General features: G+C 26.8%; 15 protein-coding genes. 1 reads left to right on the forward strand and 14 read right to left on the reverse strand.

Features of this window, described 5'->3' with window-relative positions; translation table 11 throughout:
- Window positions 1–11: 11 nt before the first annotated feature.
- The 12 genes from CAQ16704_RS05800 to CAQ16704_RS05855 form a co-directional block, all read right to left on the reverse strand.
- A complete protein-coding gene (locus tag CAQ16704_RS05800) occupies window positions 12–2,615 on the reverse strand; it encodes a hypothetical protein (protein WP_052244977.1) in 2,604 nt (867 codons plus the stop codon).
- A gap of 234 nt (window positions 2,616–2,849) precedes the next feature.
- Complete coding sequence (locus CAQ16704_RS05805; RefSeq protein ID WP_039667298.1) at window positions 2,850–3,437, reverse strand: bacteriohemerythrin; 588 nt, start codon at window positions 3,435–3,437, stop codon at window positions 2,850–2,852.
- Window positions 3,438–4,031 (reverse strand): bacteriohemerythrin, encoded by a 594-nt coding sequence (locus tag CAQ16704_RS05810; RefSeq protein ID WP_039667299.1) that lies wholly within the window; start codon window positions 4,029–4,031, stop codon window positions 3,438–3,440.
- A 412-nt stretch (window positions 4,032–4,443) separates the two neighbouring features.
- A complete protein-coding gene (locus CAQ16704_RS05815) occupies window positions 4,444–5,658 on the reverse strand; it encodes an MFS transporter (RefSeq protein WP_039667300.1) in 1,215 nt (404 codons plus the stop codon).
- Between the two features lie 2 nt (window positions 5,659–5,660).
- Window positions 5,661–6,458, reverse strand: coding sequence for a cysteine ABC transporter substrate-binding protein (locus tag CAQ16704_RS05820; protein ID WP_442856712.1), 798 nt, complete (start codon window positions 6,456–6,458; stop codon window positions 5,661–5,663).
- A 107-nt stretch (window positions 6,459–6,565) separates the two neighbouring features.
- Window positions 6,566–7,303, reverse strand: coding sequence for a pathogenesis-associated glutamine ABC transporter, ATP-binding protein (locus CAQ16704_RS05825; protein ID WP_039667302.1), 738 nt, complete (start codon window positions 7,301–7,303; stop codon window positions 6,566–6,568).
- Window position 7,304: 1 nt separating this feature from the next.
- A complete protein-coding gene (locus tag CAQ16704_RS05830; protein WP_039667303.1) occupies window positions 7,305–7,964 on the reverse strand; it encodes an amino acid ABC transporter permease in 660 nt (219 codons plus the stop codon).
- Window positions 7,957–8,604 carry an amino acid ABC transporter permease gene (locus tag CAQ16704_RS05835; protein ID WP_039667751.1) on the reverse strand — a complete coding sequence of 216 codons (648 nt, stop codon included), beginning with the start codon at window positions 8,602–8,604 and terminating at the stop codon, window positions 7,957–7,959. Before CAQ16704_RS05835 ends, CAQ16704_RS05830 begins: the two co-directional genes overlap by 8 nt.
- 44 nt (window positions 8,605–8,648) lie before the next feature.
- Window positions 8,649–9,251: a nitrosative stress-response regulator, Crp/Fnr family gene (locus CAQ16704_RS05840; protein ID WP_039667304.1), complete on the reverse strand. Its 603-nt coding sequence runs from the start codon at window positions 9,249–9,251 to the stop codon at window positions 8,649–8,651.
- Window positions 9,244–11,067: an ATP-dependent DNA helicase RecG gene (recG, locus tag CAQ16704_RS05845; RefSeq protein WP_039667305.1), complete on the reverse strand. Its 1,824-nt coding sequence runs from the start codon at window positions 11,065–11,067 to the stop codon at window positions 9,244–9,246. Before recG ends, CAQ16704_RS05840 begins: the two co-directional genes overlap by 8 nt.
- On the reverse strand, window positions 11,057–12,277 hold the full coding sequence (locus tag CAQ16704_RS05850; protein WP_039667306.1) for a M16 family metallopeptidase: 1,221 nt from the start codon (window positions 12,275–12,277) through the stop codon (window positions 11,057–11,059). Before CAQ16704_RS05850 ends, recG begins: the two co-directional genes overlap by 11 nt.
- Entirely contained in the window at window positions 12,277–13,323 is a 1,047-nt protein-coding gene (locus CAQ16704_RS05855; protein ID WP_039667752.1) for a dehypoxanthine futalosine cyclase, read from the reverse strand. Before CAQ16704_RS05855 ends, CAQ16704_RS05850 begins: the two co-directional genes overlap by 1 nt.
- 100 nt (window positions 13,324–13,423) lie before the next feature.
- Between CAQ16704_RS05855 and CAQ16704_RS05860 the strand changes: the two genes are divergently transcribed.
- A complete protein-coding gene (locus CAQ16704_RS05860) occupies window positions 13,424–14,617 on the forward strand; it encodes an MFS transporter (RefSeq protein ID WP_039667307.1) in 1,194 nt (397 codons plus the stop codon).
- On the opposite strand, the gene CAQ16704_RS05865 is transcribed toward CAQ16704_RS05860, so the two are convergent.
- Window positions 14,614–15,399: a CheR family methyltransferase gene (locus CAQ16704_RS05865; RefSeq protein ID WP_235361663.1), complete on the reverse strand. Its 786-nt coding sequence runs from the start codon at window positions 15,397–15,399 to the stop codon at window positions 14,614–14,616. The two genes, CAQ16704_RS05860 and CAQ16704_RS05865, sit on opposite strands and share 4 nt — an antisense overlap.
- Window positions 15,396–15,956: an MCP protein-glutamate methylesterase gene (locus CAQ16704_RS05870; RefSeq protein ID WP_039667309.1), complete on the reverse strand. Its 561-nt coding sequence runs from the start codon at window positions 15,954–15,956 to the stop codon at window positions 15,396–15,398. The genes CAQ16704_RS05865 and CAQ16704_RS05870 overlap by 4 nt, the downstream gene beginning before the upstream one ends.
- Window positions 15,957–15,967 lie beyond the last annotated feature (11 nt).

Raw genomic sequence — 15,967 nt, forward strand, 5'->3', positions numbered from 1 at the left:
CCTTTGTAGTTTTAATTTAAATTTACTATGATGCTTTTAGCATCATCACTAATACTTAAAGTATAAGTAGCTCTTTGAACCTTTTCTTTAATGTTTTTATCTAAGGCTTTTTGATTTTTATGTATTTGATTTAATAGTTTTTGTAAATCTTTTTTATCTAAGTGTTTATTGTTTTCATCTACAAAGCCTTTTTCACTTTGCATTAAAATAAAACTTTTATTTTTTAAAGTATTATTGGTATAAACATTAATAGAAGTTTTTTCACTTAGATAAATAGCTTCTTTAGTATTTAAATAATTTTTAGTATTATCTTTTAGTATAAAGCTATAATGATCAAAGTAATTTACTAATTTAGCATTAATATTAGTATTTAAATAAAGATGATTATTAGTTCCACTTTTATGAGTAAGTGCTTTTGAGATATAAGTATTATCATTGGTTTTTTCTCTTAAAAAGCTACCTGCTAATACATCTATATTAGTATTTTTATAAATATTAGTAGTTCCACTTAAATATAAGCTATTATTATAACTTTTATCATCTTGATTATATATACCAGAAGCAGTTATAAAAATAGTAGAATTGTTTTTATACTCATCTATATTTAAATTAGTTATATGAGTATAATTATCATGAGTATTTTTAGCAATACCAGCACTAATTAATATATCTCCTTCTCTTGTATCAGAAGCTGTTCCTAGTGCAATATTTGTAAAAATGATTTTATTATTAGCACTTTCGTTATAAGCTCTAATAATATATACATTATCATGAGCTGCACTAGAATAATCTTTTATATTAAAAATATTTTCATTAGCATTTTCATTAGCTCTTAAAATGATTTTAGAGCCTTTATCTATACTTGAAGCATTAGATAAAGATTGGACTAAATTATAATGTATAGTATTTTTTTCTAAATTATCAGCTTCTATAATAGTAGTTAGATTTCTACCTGATTTTACATTATCTAAAGTTATACTATTAGCATTAGCACTATTTGCATAATAGTCTTTATTGTCTAAAGTAGTTTTAGCTACTCCATATAAATATAAAGGCATAGAGATATTAGAAGAGCTTAGAGTAATTTTATTATTATTTGCTTTACCACTAGCTGTAGTAGCTGCTGTGATTTGAATTTTATCTTGGTAGTTTTCTACTACACTTTCTTGAGTTAAATCTCCTTTTATATTAATACTATTTCTATTAGCACCTTTAGTAGCTACTCCACCATAAAAATTAAATTCATTCTTACCTGTAAAATTAGCATTAATTTCAAAAGGTTTTTTAAGATGAACATTAATGCTATTATCATTAGCATAACCATTTTTAGTAATACCTGCATAAAAGTCTAAGAGTGCTTTTACTTCTACATTGGTATTAAGGGCAAGTAAGGTTTGTAAGTCTTTAATCTCTATAGTATTTTTATTAGAGCTACCTTGAACTATCTTACCTCCATAAACTTCTCCATTTAATACAGCATTATAAGCTAATGGAGTATTTTTAGTATCTACTCTTAAATCTAGTTTTAAATCATTAATGAATACATTATTATTACTTACTTCATAGTTTTGGTTATTATTTACATCTACAAAGGCTCCTGCTAAATGAGTAGCAGCTGATGTTGAATAAGATCCACTTGGTCCATGGATAATTAAAGTAGCTCCATCTAATACAACTTTATTATTTTTAGCATTTCCATTATAAGTCATAGCACCTACTATATGAGTCATTCTCTCATCAAATACATTATCACCTAAGATGTTTTGCTTATAGGGGGTAGCATGAAAGTCTAGTTTTGCTCCTTTATTGAGTATAACACTATTATAATTTACATTAGCATCAATACCAAAAGCACCTACTACATAAGGAGCACCATTTAAAGGAAGAGTATAGGTGTTTTCAACACCCATATTAACATAGGTATCTTTGGAGTAAATTAAAGTATTATTATTAGCTTCACCCTTTCTAGCTATAGCTGGAGTGATTAAGAAATTATATTTATTATCATATCCACTAGCTTTAGGATTCATTATGTCTTTATTGCTAGGTTTTAAATAATATACTGAAGAAAGCTCTCCTGTTTTTAACATTAAAGTATTATTATTAGCTTTAGCATTAAATACATAAGCAGAAACTAAAAAAGGTATATAGCTTACTTGACTAATAATATCATTAATAGAATATGCTCCATGAAAGCCATTAACTACAAATATATCTTCTTTAATACTTGGAGTAAGGATTTCTTGTTTTAATATCATATCACTTATATTATTGTTTTTTGCAGATTTAGGATTATCATAAATTAAAGTAATATTAGAAAGGTTTTTATTAGTAGCCATTTGACCATAATAATTTATACCATTTAAAAATTTATAAGTATTATTAGTATAATCATATACACTTTCATTATTAAAACTATGTTTTTTAATTACATAAGCATTTAAAGTTTTATCATAATTTGCTTGGGTAGCTGCATATAAAGAATTGATTGAAAGAATGGTTAATAAAGAAAGTTTTAAAAGATTGGATTTTTTATAATGTAAAGAAGTTAGGCTAAAACGAAAACTATCGTTCCCCCCCCCCATAGAGTATTTTTTAGATAAATTTGTATTCATTGAAAAAGTCCTTTCAAAAAATATTTATTGTTGTGTGTTTATGTTTGTGATTATATAAAATTATTAATAGTATTAATAATAATAACTAATTAATAGTTTATATTAGGAAATGTTAATATTATGTTTATAAATTTAAGCTTAAATATAAATAATAATAAAATATTATAAAAGAGAACAATATATTATAATATAGACTTTCAAGATAGTTATTTGAATGTTTTATATGAAAATATTTTATTCTGTTTTTTCTTTCAAATCATTAAAAACTAATTCTTTAGAACATTTTTTACATTTATATGCTATGTTTAAGTATTTAATTTTTATATGCAAACCATAATCTAATTTATGAATCATATCTTTACAATCACAAACATAATCATATTGTTCATCTTTTTCTATAGTCTCTTCTTTATTTTCTTTTTGCTCTAAAGAATTTTTAAATATTCCTATTTTCATATCGTGTTCTAGAACATGTTCTAAAAGCCATACTGATACAATTTCATATAATTTTTCTTTTAAATCATTAGTAGTAGAGCAATCCACAATTAAACAACACATATCTTTGATGATTTTTTTATGCATAGCCTTGTGTTCTACTAAATATGGATAATTTATACTTTCCATATATTCTTCTTCATCTTTAAAATGTACTTGCATATAATCAAATAAATCACACAATAATTCTTTTACTTCTGTTTTATAAATGTGTCTATTTAAAAGTTTTGCACTTTTTTCTGCCAAAGCAAAAAGAGTTTGATGTTGCAAGTCTATATCTACATTGCCTACACTAAATTTCTCATCCCAAGCAGGAAATACTTCCATTTAAAACTCTCGTTCTGGGTGAATGATTTTTTTACAAAATTTGCAATTGTATTTTACACCATTGAGTATTTGTTGATGCAAACGATAAGGGATTTTACGCTTATTAATACAACCGCAAACATAAACAACATACTTTGGAGCAAATTCTTCAAAGATAGGTTCTGTGGATATATCGTCTTCTTCAAATGTATATTCTTTTTCCCTAAGTTTTTGTTTTACATATTCGCGATATTTTTGATCTTCATATAAAATATGTCCTAAAAGCCACTTTTCTATAAATATATTAAATCTTTCTTTAAATTCATTAACAGTTCTACTATGTTTAAATAATATGATTAAAAATGATACAATTTCTTTATGGACTTTTTTATGATGTGCTAAATCTGGATAGCCTATTTTTTCCATATAATCTTCTTCATCTCTAAAATGTATTTTTACGCATTTAAAAAGTTCGGCTGAAATAGATTTAATTTTTTGAAGTTTAACATGATTTTCTGTCATAAAATAAATTTTTTTTGCTATTTCAAATAAAGCTTTATGCTGTTCGTCAATAGTTTTATTGTGTACGCTATATTCTTCTTTCCAACTTAACACTAAACTAAATTCCTTAATTCTAAAATAAATTTCACAATCAATTAAAAATATGAGATTTATTACTTACAACAAACGATAAATAAAAAAGTGTTAAGAATTTATAAGTTTTGACTTTTTTAAAAATATTAACATATAGGGTGTTATAAAAAAAATTATCGATCCCCCCCCCCCGTTAAGGTGTTTAATAAATAAATCCTTATTCATTGGAAGTTCCTTAAAAAAATATTTTGCTATATTTTCTACATTTTTATTGCTAATAATGATTATTAATAATTTAAAAACACACAAAAGAATATTAATATTATATTTGTAAATTTAAGCTTAAAATTGGGGTATTTATAATAATAAAATATTAATGTAATAAATATATATTATTAAAAAATAATAAATATTAAAAGTATTATTTAAAATACTAGTAAAAAAATTTCTTAATCAAAACAATACTTAATAAACTAGATAATACAATAAATACAACATAAATATGCATAAAATCTTTATATAAAAAATTTATCGCAAAAGGAGTTAAAAAACCTAAGATAGCATAAGAGATATTATAAGCAAAAGAAAGACCACTTGACCTTAGTGAAGTTTTAAAAATTTGAGTCATAAAAATAGGTGCAAAAGCTATAATACCTTGAGTAAAACAAGCAAACAAATAAAACATTAAAAATTGTTCATTGTAAAAACTAAACAAAATTCCAAAAAAACCAAATAAAAATGTAAAAAATACACAAATTTTGAGATGTCCTAATAAATCCGCTAAGTAACCTTGTAATAAACTACCCAAAATAATCATAACTATAGCCAAATTTTGATAATACAAGGCAGTAGTTTTACTAACTTCTAACAAGCTTTCAAAATATTGAGGTAGTATCATTAAAGTGGCAACACCACTAGTTAAAACTATAGTTTGCAAGGCACATACAAACATACTCAATTTATGAGTTTTTAAAGCATCTTTTAAAGGAAAATTTAAAATAGAGTTTTTGGCTTTAAGAGTTTTAAATTGTGGAGTTTCATTAAGCTTGGTTCTTAAAAACAAACTAAAAATTCCAAAAAATCCACCAATTATAAAAGGAATTCTCCAAGCAAATTTTTCGACCTCTTCTTTTGTGAAATACTCATAAACAGCTAAAGTAGCTAAATTTCCAAGTAACAATCCTAAAGTTAGAGTTGCTGAAATAAAACCGAGTGCCAAACCTACTCTTTTTTTGCTTACAAATTCGCTAACAAAAATCCATGCACCACTTACCTCAGCCCCAATTGCCAGTCCCTGAGTAATTCTTATAATAAAAAGTGTAAAAGTCGCAAATAAACCTATACTTTCATAGGTTGGTAAGATTGCTAAAATAAAACTTGGAACAACCATTAAAAGCATACTTATATAAAAAACTTTTTTACGACCTTTAGTATCTGCAAAATGAGCCATTATAATAGCTCCAAAAGGCCTTGCTAAATACCCAGCACCAAAAGCTATATAAGTATTTATTAAAGGCCAAAAATCATCATTTTGAGGAAAAAAAATCTTTGCAAAAACACTCGCAAAGAAGACAAAAAGCACAAAATCATAAAATTCTAAAATACCACCCAAAGAAGCATAGATGGTATTTTTAAAAGCTTTTTGCATTATTAAATTTTACCACCTTCGATTACTACATCATCAGCTTTAATATCATCACTAAAAAATGGTTTTAAGGTTTCATCGTAAGCTTTGTGGAAAAATTGCTCATTTTGTAATTTTACAATCAAATCATTGATAAATTTCAACATAACTTCATCGCCTTTTTTTACAGCAGGAGCTATGACATCATGATTTCCAAGCTCTTTAATCACCACTTCAAAATTTGGATTTTCCTTAGTCCAAGCAAAAAGCAATGCATTATCATGACTTAGCGCATCGCCTCTTTTACCGATTAAAGCTGCAAAGGTTTCTGTATTTTGATCAAATTTAATTGTTTTTACCTCTGGCATATTTTTTGTAAAATATGCATCAGCTGTAGTTCCTTTATTTAAAATTAAAGTTTTATCTTTTAAATCATCTATAGTTTTAATATCTGATCCTTTAGGAGCCACTATCCCAAGAGCAACTTTCATATAAGGTAAAGCAAAATCAACAACAGCTTCTCTTTCTGGAGTTTTAGTAAAATTAGCTAAAATCAAATCTACTTTATTTGATTTCAAAAATTCCACCCTATTTGCAGCTTCTACTAAAACAAACTGCACTTTATTTTCATCGCCTAAAAGCTCTTTTGCTATGCGTTTAGCAAAATACACATCATAACCTTGATTTTTCCCTTGTGCGTCTAAATAACCAAATGGAGGTTTATCACCAAATACACCTATGCGGATAACACCATGTTGTTTGATTTTTTCTATGGAGTTTTCATTAGAATTTGAATTTGAGCATGCACTAAAAAAAAGTGCCATTAAAAACGATAAAAGAAAAATCTTTTTCATACTTTTTCCTTATGATTAAAATTTTGAATTTTTAAACCTTATATTATTTTCTTAAACAAATTCTTTAAAAGTCAATTTTAACGATGAAAATCAAATAAATTGAGAAATTTTTTCGCACGATCACTTTTTGGTTTTTCAAAGAAGTCTTTAGGATTTGAAATCTCTATTACTTTACCATCATCCATAAAGACTATTTTATCAGCAACTGCTTTAGCAAACCCCATCTCATGAGTAACTATAAGCATAGTCATACCATCTTTTGCTAAATTTAAAATCACATCTAAAACTTCTCGCACAATTTCAGGATCAAGTGCAGCTGTAACTTCATCAAAAAGCATGATTTCAGGATTCATACATAAACTTCTAACTATAGCTATACGCTGTTTTTGTCCTCCGCTTAACTCTTTAGGATAGGCTTTTAATTTATGTAAAAGTCCTACTCTTTCAAGCCAGTATTTTGCTTCTTCTAAGATCTCTTCTTTTTTTCTTTTTTGCACTTTTAATGGACCTAAGAGTATATTTTGCTCCACATTTAAATGATCAAAAAGCTCATAAGATTGAAAAACCATACCAATTTTTTGGCGAATCTGGGTCCATTTTTTAAAATTTTTATCAATTTTTTCATCATCTATAAAAATAGCCCCATCGGCCATTTCTTCTAAGCCGTTAATGCATCTTAAAAGTGTAGATTTTCCACAGCCACTTGGACCTAGTATAACCACTACTTCTTTTTGATTTACTTCTAAATTAATATCTTTTAAAACATGATGATTATCATAATATTTTTGTAAATTTTGTATTTTTAATATACTCATATTAGCTCCATTTTCTTTCTAAATACTTTGAATATACCGACAAAGGATAACAAAGTATAAAATAAATCAATAATATCAATCCATAAATAACAAAAGCAGCATAAGAATTTCGAAATAAATTTAATTCTATAATTTGCTGCCCAACCTTAATAAGCTCTATACCTCCAATCAAATAAATCACAGAAGTACTTTTAATAATTCTTGTAAAAAGATTAATACTCATTGGCAAAAGTCTTCTTAAGGATAAAGGTATAATGATAAAAAGATAAACTTCAAATTTATTAAAACCTAGAGAAAGTCCGGATTCATATTGGTGTTTTGGAATACTAGCCAAAGATGATCTAACCAAATCCATCATCTCAAACACACCCCAAATACTAAAAACAATAACACTTGAACCCAAAGCACTCAAATGCCATCCAAACCATTTAGCTAAACCAAAATGCACTATAAAAAGCCAAACAATCAAAGGCATAATACGCACAAACTCGAGCATAAAACGACAAAAAGCATAAAGGAATTTGTTTTTAGAATGCATTAAAATTCCAAAAATCACTCCTCCTATTAGTGAAATCAAAACACTAATTAACGAAAGCTCTAAAGTGATCTTTAAACCTTGTGCTAGTCTAAAAAAGGTATCTTGGTTTAAAATTTCAAACATAATTCAACCTTTTTTCTATACGGTTTAACACTAAAGATAAAGGTAAAATTAAAATTAAATAACAAAGTACCAAAGCAAATAAAGCTTCATTGCTTTTATAATAAAGTCCTATAAGATCTTTAGCCACATATACTAAATCCGCTAAAGCAATAATGCTTACTACTGAAGTTTCTTTGAGTAAAAAAATAATATTTGCACTAATACTTGGCATAGCAACACCTAAGGCTTGAGGAATAATCACATAATATAAATTTTGCCATTTACTTAAACCCAAAGAAAGCCCAGATTCATACTGCTGTTTTTTTACAGCTTCCATACCTGCTCTTAAGCTCTCAGCCATATATGAACCACCTAAAAAGCTAAGTCCTACTACAGCACAAGTAAAAGAACTAAGATGTATATTAAATTCAGGTAAAGCATAATACAAAAAGAAAAGTTGAATTAATAATGGTGTATTTCTTGAAAATTCTATATAAATTTTACAGATTGTATTTAAAAAAGAAAATTTGAAATAACTTATTATGACGCAAAACAATCCTATTATAAGTGAAAAAAATACACCATATATAGCGAGTTTTAAAGTAAGCCAAGAAGCTTGTAAAAACATAGGGCTAAACTTGATTAAAAAATCAAAATCCATAAAACCTTCCGTTGCTAAAAATACAATATTGTAACAAATAAGACTTAAAAACACTTAATTAAATTTTGTATTTTTTCTTTATCTAAAATGATTATTTTACCTTTATTTGTGCAAATAAGCTCTTTTTGTTTTAATTCTTTAAGAAAACGCGATAAGGATTCAGGAGGTAGATTTAAAATTACCGCTATTTCTTTTTGCTTTAAACTTTGTAATTTTTCTTCATTTTCTAGTAAAAAACTAAGCAATCTTGATTTTAAATCCAAAGATTTTTGTCTAATAAAATTTTCTAAAATTCGGATTTTACCAATCAAAGAAGTTAAAAGTAAAAAACCTACTTCTCCATTTTCTATACATAATTTTTTAAATTTTTCAAAATCCAATACACAAATTTCACAATCTTGCTCACAAATAGCATTGGCTGGATATTCAATACCTTCAAAAACAGGCATTTCAGCTATAAAATTTGTATGAGTTAAAGTATGTAAAGTTAGCTCAAACCCCCTAGCATTAACCTTATATATACGCACTTTACCGCTTAATAAAATAAGAATTTTTTTTGCTTTTTCTCCTTGAAAAAACAAAATATTTCCTTTTTTAAAATGTATTTTTTTACCAAAAGAAGCTATTATCTCAAAATGTTTATCCATTTTCTTTTTCCATATTTTTAATATTTTCTTTTGCTTTGATAACTAATTCTTCATCATCTGCAAAATCAAAATATTTAAAATGATTGCCATGTTGAATTTTACCATCAAGTAAATCCCCACTTAGCCTGTTTTTTAAATCAAGCTCGGCTATTTTAAATCCATCTAAAGTTTTAGCAAATTCTAGCAAACGACTTGGAATTTCTTTTTGTTTAGTATATAAATAACAAAAACTCTCAAGACCTACTCTACCAACTCTACCTCTAAGCTGGTGTAAAGTAGCAAGTCCAAGTCTTTCAGCACCAACTATAACAATCACACTAAGCTTAGGTAAAGAAATGCCAACTTCTACCACGGTAGTTGAAAGCAAAATTGCTCCTTTTTCTCTAAATTCTTGTAAAATTTGATCTTTATTTTTATCTTTTCCATGAGTGACATAAACATTTTTGTATTTGTTTATCCAGTATCCTTGTGCTTGCTCTAGTGATAAATAATCTATATTTTCACTTTCATTCACCAAAGGATAAATGATAATTACTTGATGATTTTTAGCTATTTCATCATCTATTTTTTTAAGCAAATATTTAAAATCTTTATCTTGTATACAAAAAGTTTTAATGTCTTTTTTAAAAGGCATTTGTTTGATAAAACTAAAATTTACAAGTTCGCTTTGTATCATAGAAAGTGTTCTTGGTATAGGTGTAGCAGAAAATTGTATGATATGTGGAGTATATTGAGAGTTTTTGCTAAGCTCACTTATTTTTTGTCTTTGATTAGAACCAAAACGGTGTTGCTCGTCTATCATCACTAAAACTGCTTCAAATTCTTCTTGATGAATGAGTGCATGTGTACCTATAATAAAATGAGCTTGTTCTTTTAATTTTGCTAAATCTTTATCCTTTTTTCCACCTTTTAAAAGCAACACATTAACAAAATCAGGTAAAAGTCTTTTTGCTTCATAATAAATTTGCTCTGCTAATATGCTAGTTGGAGCCATCAAGATAGCCTTTTTGGGATATACTAGCAAACTTGCAGCAAGTATAATCAAAGTCTTGCCACAACCCACATCACCCATTACCACACGCCTTTTTGCACTATTGCTTTGCAAATCTTTTTTTATATCTTCAATAGCTAAAAGTTGATCATTTGTAGGAGCAAAATCTAAATTTTTTATCCAAGAAGAAATATCAAAAAGCTCTATTTTATAAGATTTTTGTTCTACCTTTTTACCTTTTAATCGTCTTAAATAATTAAATATTTCTATATATTTTAAATCTTTTATAAAAACATTAAAATTTTCATAAATTTTCAAGTCTTTATAATTATGCAAATTTAAAAGAAGATTTATGTACTTTTGCTCTAATTTTAATGTTTGTAAATTAACTTCATTTACATATTTTGATATGAGTTGTTGTATATTTTCATCTTTAATACCACTTATTTGATATTTTGGTAGTATTTGACCTATATTTTTTACAATCTTTGGATTAACAAACTGCCAAATTCCATTAAAAAAATTCATCTTTGCGTATATACAAACCAAAGCATTTGTCTTAAAAATTTTAAAATGCCATTTATTAGGATGAAAAATCACTATATTTGCTTTTATACCCCATTCTAAACATTCACAAAGCATAAAAAGCTGAGAGTGGTAATTTTGCGTGCTAATAATTTTTACATTTTGGGTGCAAAATGTATCTTTTGGAAACTTTGAAATTCTAAAATCATCAAATTTTTTAGGCAGTATCAAAGCCAAATCAATACAATTTTTAACCCCTAAAGTATGAAGTAGTTTTAAATCCTTTTCTTCAACTTTCATTTTCTATACTTGCAAAACTCACTTTGGTAATTTCACTATGTGCTTTGATAAATTCATTCAATTCATCTAAAGTAGCATTTTTGATCTTTTGCACTTCTTCTTTTAAATTTCCAAGTTTTAAACCATGTAAATACTCATTTAGCATTATATCTAGTCTTTTAGTTAAACTTTCATATCTTAAAGGCATAGAACCTACTAAAAATTGCTTTGCAAGTTGAAATTCTTTTTCATTTACTCCATTTTGAATAAAATTTTCAAAAACTTCTTTAACTAAAATTTTAGCATCATTTGCACTTTCATTTTTAGTTTGCAAATACCCAAAAATTCTACTATAGTTTAAATTTACATCAAGCATAGCATAAGCAGAATACGCTAAACCTCTTTTAACACGCACTTCCTCCATCAAACGAGAACCAAAACCACCTTGACCTAAGATAAACAAAGCAAGTTTAGCTAAATACATTTTCTCATCATCAATTTGTACGTTAAATGGTGAACAAAAGTATATATAAGCTTGCTCTGTAGTCTTTTTCTCGCTTACTTCAATGCTTTCATCAATTAGTTTGTAGCTTTTGTTTTGATTTGGAATATTTCTTTTTAGGATTTGACAAATTTTTTGTGTTGCTGTTTTGATTTCATCTTCCACAATATCTCCACCAAAAACAAATAAAGCATTATCAAGTACCAAATTTTCACTCATAAAATCTTGCAATTCTTTTAAACTAATCTTTTCTATACTTTCTTTAGTTCCATCAAGACCACTAATAAAAATTTCATCTTTAAAAACATTTTTATTTAAAAGTCTTTTTGCTTGATAATCATAATCTGTATTTAAACTTGCAAGCTCTCCTAGAGCTGTTATTTTTAATCTTTGTAGTATTTTTTCATCAAAACGGATATTTAAAAGCAATTCGTGAAGTTTTAACATAGCAAATTCAAAATGCTCTTTTAAACATTTTAAGTTTATTTGAAAATGTTCAAAGCTAGATTTAGCATAAAGTTCTATGGCACGATATTCTAAGCTTTTAAAAAACTCATCATTGCTTCCTTCATTTAAAATTCTTGCAAGCATACTCGCACAACCAGCATTATATTTTTCCGCTATTTTGCCACTATTTTTAAAAATTACTTTAAAATAAACTATAGGAAGTTCATTTTCATACTCATATATTATGTCTATTTTGGTATTATCAAAATCTAAATGCAACATTAAAACCTTTCTAAGATATTATAAGCTGTGTCGCGTTTTGCTGGAATTTCTCCAATATCTTTTATAAGCTCTATCATCTGCTCTTGATTCATTCTATATTTTGCACCAGCAGCAGCTACAACATTTTCTTCCATCATAGTTGAACCTAAATCATTTGCTCCAAATTTTAAAGCAAGTTGACCTATTAATGAGCCTTGTGTAACCCAAGAACTTTGTAAATTTTTAAAATTATCCAAGTAAAGTCTTGCTAAAGCTAATAATCTTAAATACCTATTAGAACTTTGCTTGATAATTTCAGGGTGTTTTTTAATCAAAGGGGTATTTTCGCTTTGAAATGACCATAAAATAAACGCTCTAAAGCCATTTGTTTTATCTTGTAAATTTCTTAAATGATCAAAATGCTCAATAATCTCTTCATCACTCTCAACCGTACCAAACATCATAGTAGCAGTGCTTTTCATACCTATATTATGTGCACTCTCATGCACTTTAAGCCAAGTAGCCGTGTCGCATTTATGTGGTGCTATGATATCTCTTACTCTATCGCTTAATACTTCAGCACCTGCTCCAGGTATAGAAAAAAGTCCTTTAGCTTGCAATCTTTTTAAAACTTCTTCTATAGAAATTTTAGAAACTCTTGCTATATAAGCTATCTCAACAGCAGAAAAACCATGCACGGTTATGGCAGGATAATGTGTTTTTATATATGAAAGTAGATCTTCATACCATTCTATTTTAAGTTTTGGATGAACTCCGCCTTGAAATAAAATTTGCGTTCCGCCTATAGCTTGTAATTCTTCTATTTTTTGCCCTATCTCTTCGTATTTCAAAATATAAGAATCATCATCTTTTTCTTTTCTACAAAAGGCACAAAAATCACAATCAATACAACAAATATTAGTATAATTTATATTTCTATCTACTACAAAAGTAGTTATTTTTTCAGGATGAAGTTGTAATTTTTTATTATAAGCTTTTTCTCCTAATTCATATAAAGGCATTTTTTGAAGTATTTCTAAAGCTTCTTCTTTACTTAATCTATTCATTTTTAATCCTCTTAAAAAGATTATTATAACATTTAAATGTAAAATAATCTTAAAAAGGATATAATCAAAACCTTTAATTTTCATATTTTCTAGGATCATTATGACTTATAGATCTTTACTTAAAACCAACAAAACTTTTCGACTTTTAGCTATAGTTCAATTTATAAGCTATTTTGGAGCTTGGTTTTCTCAAGTTGGAGTTTTTACACTTTTAACAAAAGAACTTCAAGCACCAGCAAATATTATAGGTTTTTCAGCTATTTTCGTTTTCTTGCCTTCTATTATACTTGCACCAATAAATGGAATAATAGTAGATAGATTTAAACCTAAAAATTTATTATTAACTATGATTAGTATTGAAATGATTTCTATTTTTATGCTAATTTTTGTAAATTCTTTAGCAATGCTTTGGTTTTTGTATCTTTTAACATTTATCCGTATGGCTGTTGCTAGTATGTATTTTCAAACAGAAATGTCAGTTTTACCTAAAATCTTAACCCAACAAGAATTAAAACTAGGCAATGAGCTTCATAGTATTATATGGGCTGTATCATATGCTTTAGGTATGGGTGCTGCAGGATTATTTATAGATTTATTTGGAGTTAAACCAGCTTTCATAGCTGATACTTTAATGTTATTTTGTGCTATGCTTATACTAAAAACACTACTTTTGCCAAATGAAAAAAATACAACACAAAACAATCCTTTAATACTCATCAAAGAAGGTTTAGTTTATGTTTTCAGCAATAAAAAAATCATTCATTTAATTTTGCTTCATGGAGTAGTAGGTATAACAGCTTATGATGTATTAATCACGCTTTTAGCTGAATATGAATATGCCAAAATCATTTCCATACCTTTAGCTATAGGATTATCTAATGCTATAAGAGCAATTTCTTTACTTATAGGACCTTATGTACTTAGTCCATATATCAATAAAAATACCTTAGTATATTTATATCTAGCACAAGGTATAGGTATAATGATTTGGGCTTGCTTGCAGTTTAATTTTTACATTGCTTTTATAGGACTTATAATGGCAGGATTTTGCACTTCATCTTTATGGAGCTATACTTATACGCTTTTGCAAAATGATTGTGATAAAAAATACTATGGTAGGGTAATAGCATATAATGATATGGTATATTTAACTTTTAGTGCAATTATTGCTTTTTCTACTGGATATTTATTTGAATTTTATGGATTAAAATTAAATTATTTTACCTTTGGATTAGGAGTATGTTTTATATTTGCGGCAATTTATTGGTGGTGGTTTAATAAAAAATATAATTAATCCACCTTAGAATAATAAACTCCACCTGCTGAAAAGTTTTTATCAAAATAAGCTGTCTCTGGAACAAGATCTGATTTTCCAGGATAAACCCTACCCTCTTTATTTAAAATCTTATAAAAACGCTCCATAAGTCTAATCTTAAAATCTTGATCAAAATATATCATCATATTTCTTGAAAAAATCACATCAAATTTTCCAAGCTTAAACAAAGAATCATCAAAAACATTACAAAGCTCAAAACGACATCTACAAGCTAAAGTTTCTTTTTTAAGAAAATACATTTTATTTTTTACATCAAAATAACGCGTTTTTTGCATAGTATTTAATCTAGCTACTGAACGCTCTGAATATATCATATCATTACATTTATCTATCATTTTTTTATTAATATCTATACCAATAATATTGACCCCTTTAACAAAATTCTCACTTGCTAAAATAGCTAAAGAATACACCTCTTCTCCACTTGAGCAAGGAGCACAAAGCACATTTACAGGACGATCAAGAGATTTTATATAAAAAATTACATCTTTTAATTGTTCTAATTCTCTAAAAAAATAAGTTTCACAAACTGTGATAAAATCCATTGTTTCTTGTTTTAAATTCCTTTGAAATTGAACTTTTTCGTTTAATTCACTAAGACTTTTTAAACCAAGTTCTTGCAAAAATTTAGGAAGCTTTATAAGTAAAATATCTTTTTTTGCGTTTAAATTATTACCACTTATTTGTTCTACTATTTTTATAAAATCATGCATTTCATTTTCTGTAATTTTTGTCATTATTTTTCCTGTGATTCCACAAAATTAACTATTTCTTTTTTAAGTTCAATTAAACTCATTGGTTTTAAATTTGGATTTGTATCTCTAGCCTTTTTAGGCATCCCATAAACTATAGAATCAGCTTCATTTTCGCATAAACACCTAACACCAGCTTTATAAAGCTCAAATAGAGATTTGGCTCCATCATCTCCCATTCCAGTCATAATCAAGGCTAAAATTTTATTATATTTGCAAAGATTTACAGCAGAATTAAACAAAACATCAATTCCTGGATTAAAACTACTTACTTGTTCAGTAGCATTTAAAGTCAAAGTATTTCCATTACCAAAAACCATATTTTTTTTGCAAATATAAATTTTACTTTTCAAAATTTCTTTGTCATTTGGTATGATAACTTCGCTTAAAGCTTCTTTGTTGAATTGATTTACAAAAGAAGGGATAAAAGCTGGATTCATATGTTGAGCTATTACTATTGCACAATCTTTTAATTCTATATCATTGAGTAAAAATTTAAGTTGACTTGGACCGCCAGTTGAAGAACCAATTAATATAAGTTTCATTATTTTACCTT

Origin of the sequence: Campylobacter sp. RM16704 (genome assembly GCF_000816245.1) — a bacterium.
GTDB lineage: Bacteria > Campylobacterota > Campylobacteria > Campylobacterales > Campylobacteraceae > Campylobacter_D.

Excerpts from the sequence above, each read along its gene's own strand:
- CAQ16704_RS05825 (WP_039667302.1), bottom strand. The coding sequence starts at position 7,303 with ATGAGTATATTAAAAATACAAAATTTACAAAAATATTATGATAATCAT.
- CAQ16704_RS05800 (WP_052244977.1), bottom strand. The coding sequence starts at position 2,615 with ATGAATACAAATTTATCTAAAAAATACTCTATGGGGGGGGGGAACGAT.
- CAQ16704_RS05830 (WP_039667303.1), bottom strand. The coding sequence starts at position 7,964 with ATGTTTGAAATTTTAAACCAAGATACCTTTTTTAGACTAGCACAAGGT.
- CAQ16704_RS05805 (WP_039667298.1), bottom strand. The coding sequence starts at position 3,437 with ATGGAAGTATTTCCTGCTTGGGATGAGAAATTTAGTGTAGGCAATGTA.
- CAQ16704_RS05855 (WP_039667752.1), bottom strand. The coding sequence starts at position 13,323 with ATGAATAGATTAAGTAAAGAAGAAGCTTTAGAAATACTTCAAAAAATG.
- CAQ16704_RS05835 (WP_039667751.1), bottom strand. The coding sequence starts at position 8,604 with ATGGATTTTGATTTTTTAATCAAGTTTAGCCCTATGTTTTTACAAGCT.
- CAQ16704_RS05850 (WP_039667306.1), bottom strand. The coding sequence starts at position 12,277 with ATGTTGCATTTAGATTTTGATAATACCAAAATAGACATAATATATGAG.
- CAQ16704_RS05815 (WP_039667300.1), bottom strand. The coding sequence starts at position 5,658 with ATGCAAAAAGCTTTTAAAAATACCATCTATGCTTCTTTGGGTGGTATT.
- CAQ16704_RS05870 (WP_039667309.1), bottom strand. The coding sequence starts at position 15,956 with ATGAAACTTATATTAATTGGTTCTTCAACTGGCGGTCCAAGTCAACTT.
- CAQ16704_RS05860 (WP_039667307.1), top strand. The coding sequence starts at position 13,424 with ATGACTTATAGATCTTTACTTAAAACCAACAAAACTTTTCGACTTTTA.
- CAQ16704_RS05840 (WP_039667304.1), bottom strand. The coding sequence starts at position 9,251 with ATGGATAAACATTTTGAGATAATAGCTTCTTTTGGTAAAAAAATACAT.
- CAQ16704_RS05820 (WP_442856712.1), bottom strand. The coding sequence starts at position 6,458 with ATGGCACTTTTTTTTAGTGCATGCTCAAATTCAAATTCTAATGAAAAC.
- recG (WP_039667305.1), bottom strand. The coding sequence starts at position 11,067 with ATGAAAGTTGAAGAAAAGGATTTAAAACTACTTCATACTTTAGGGGTT.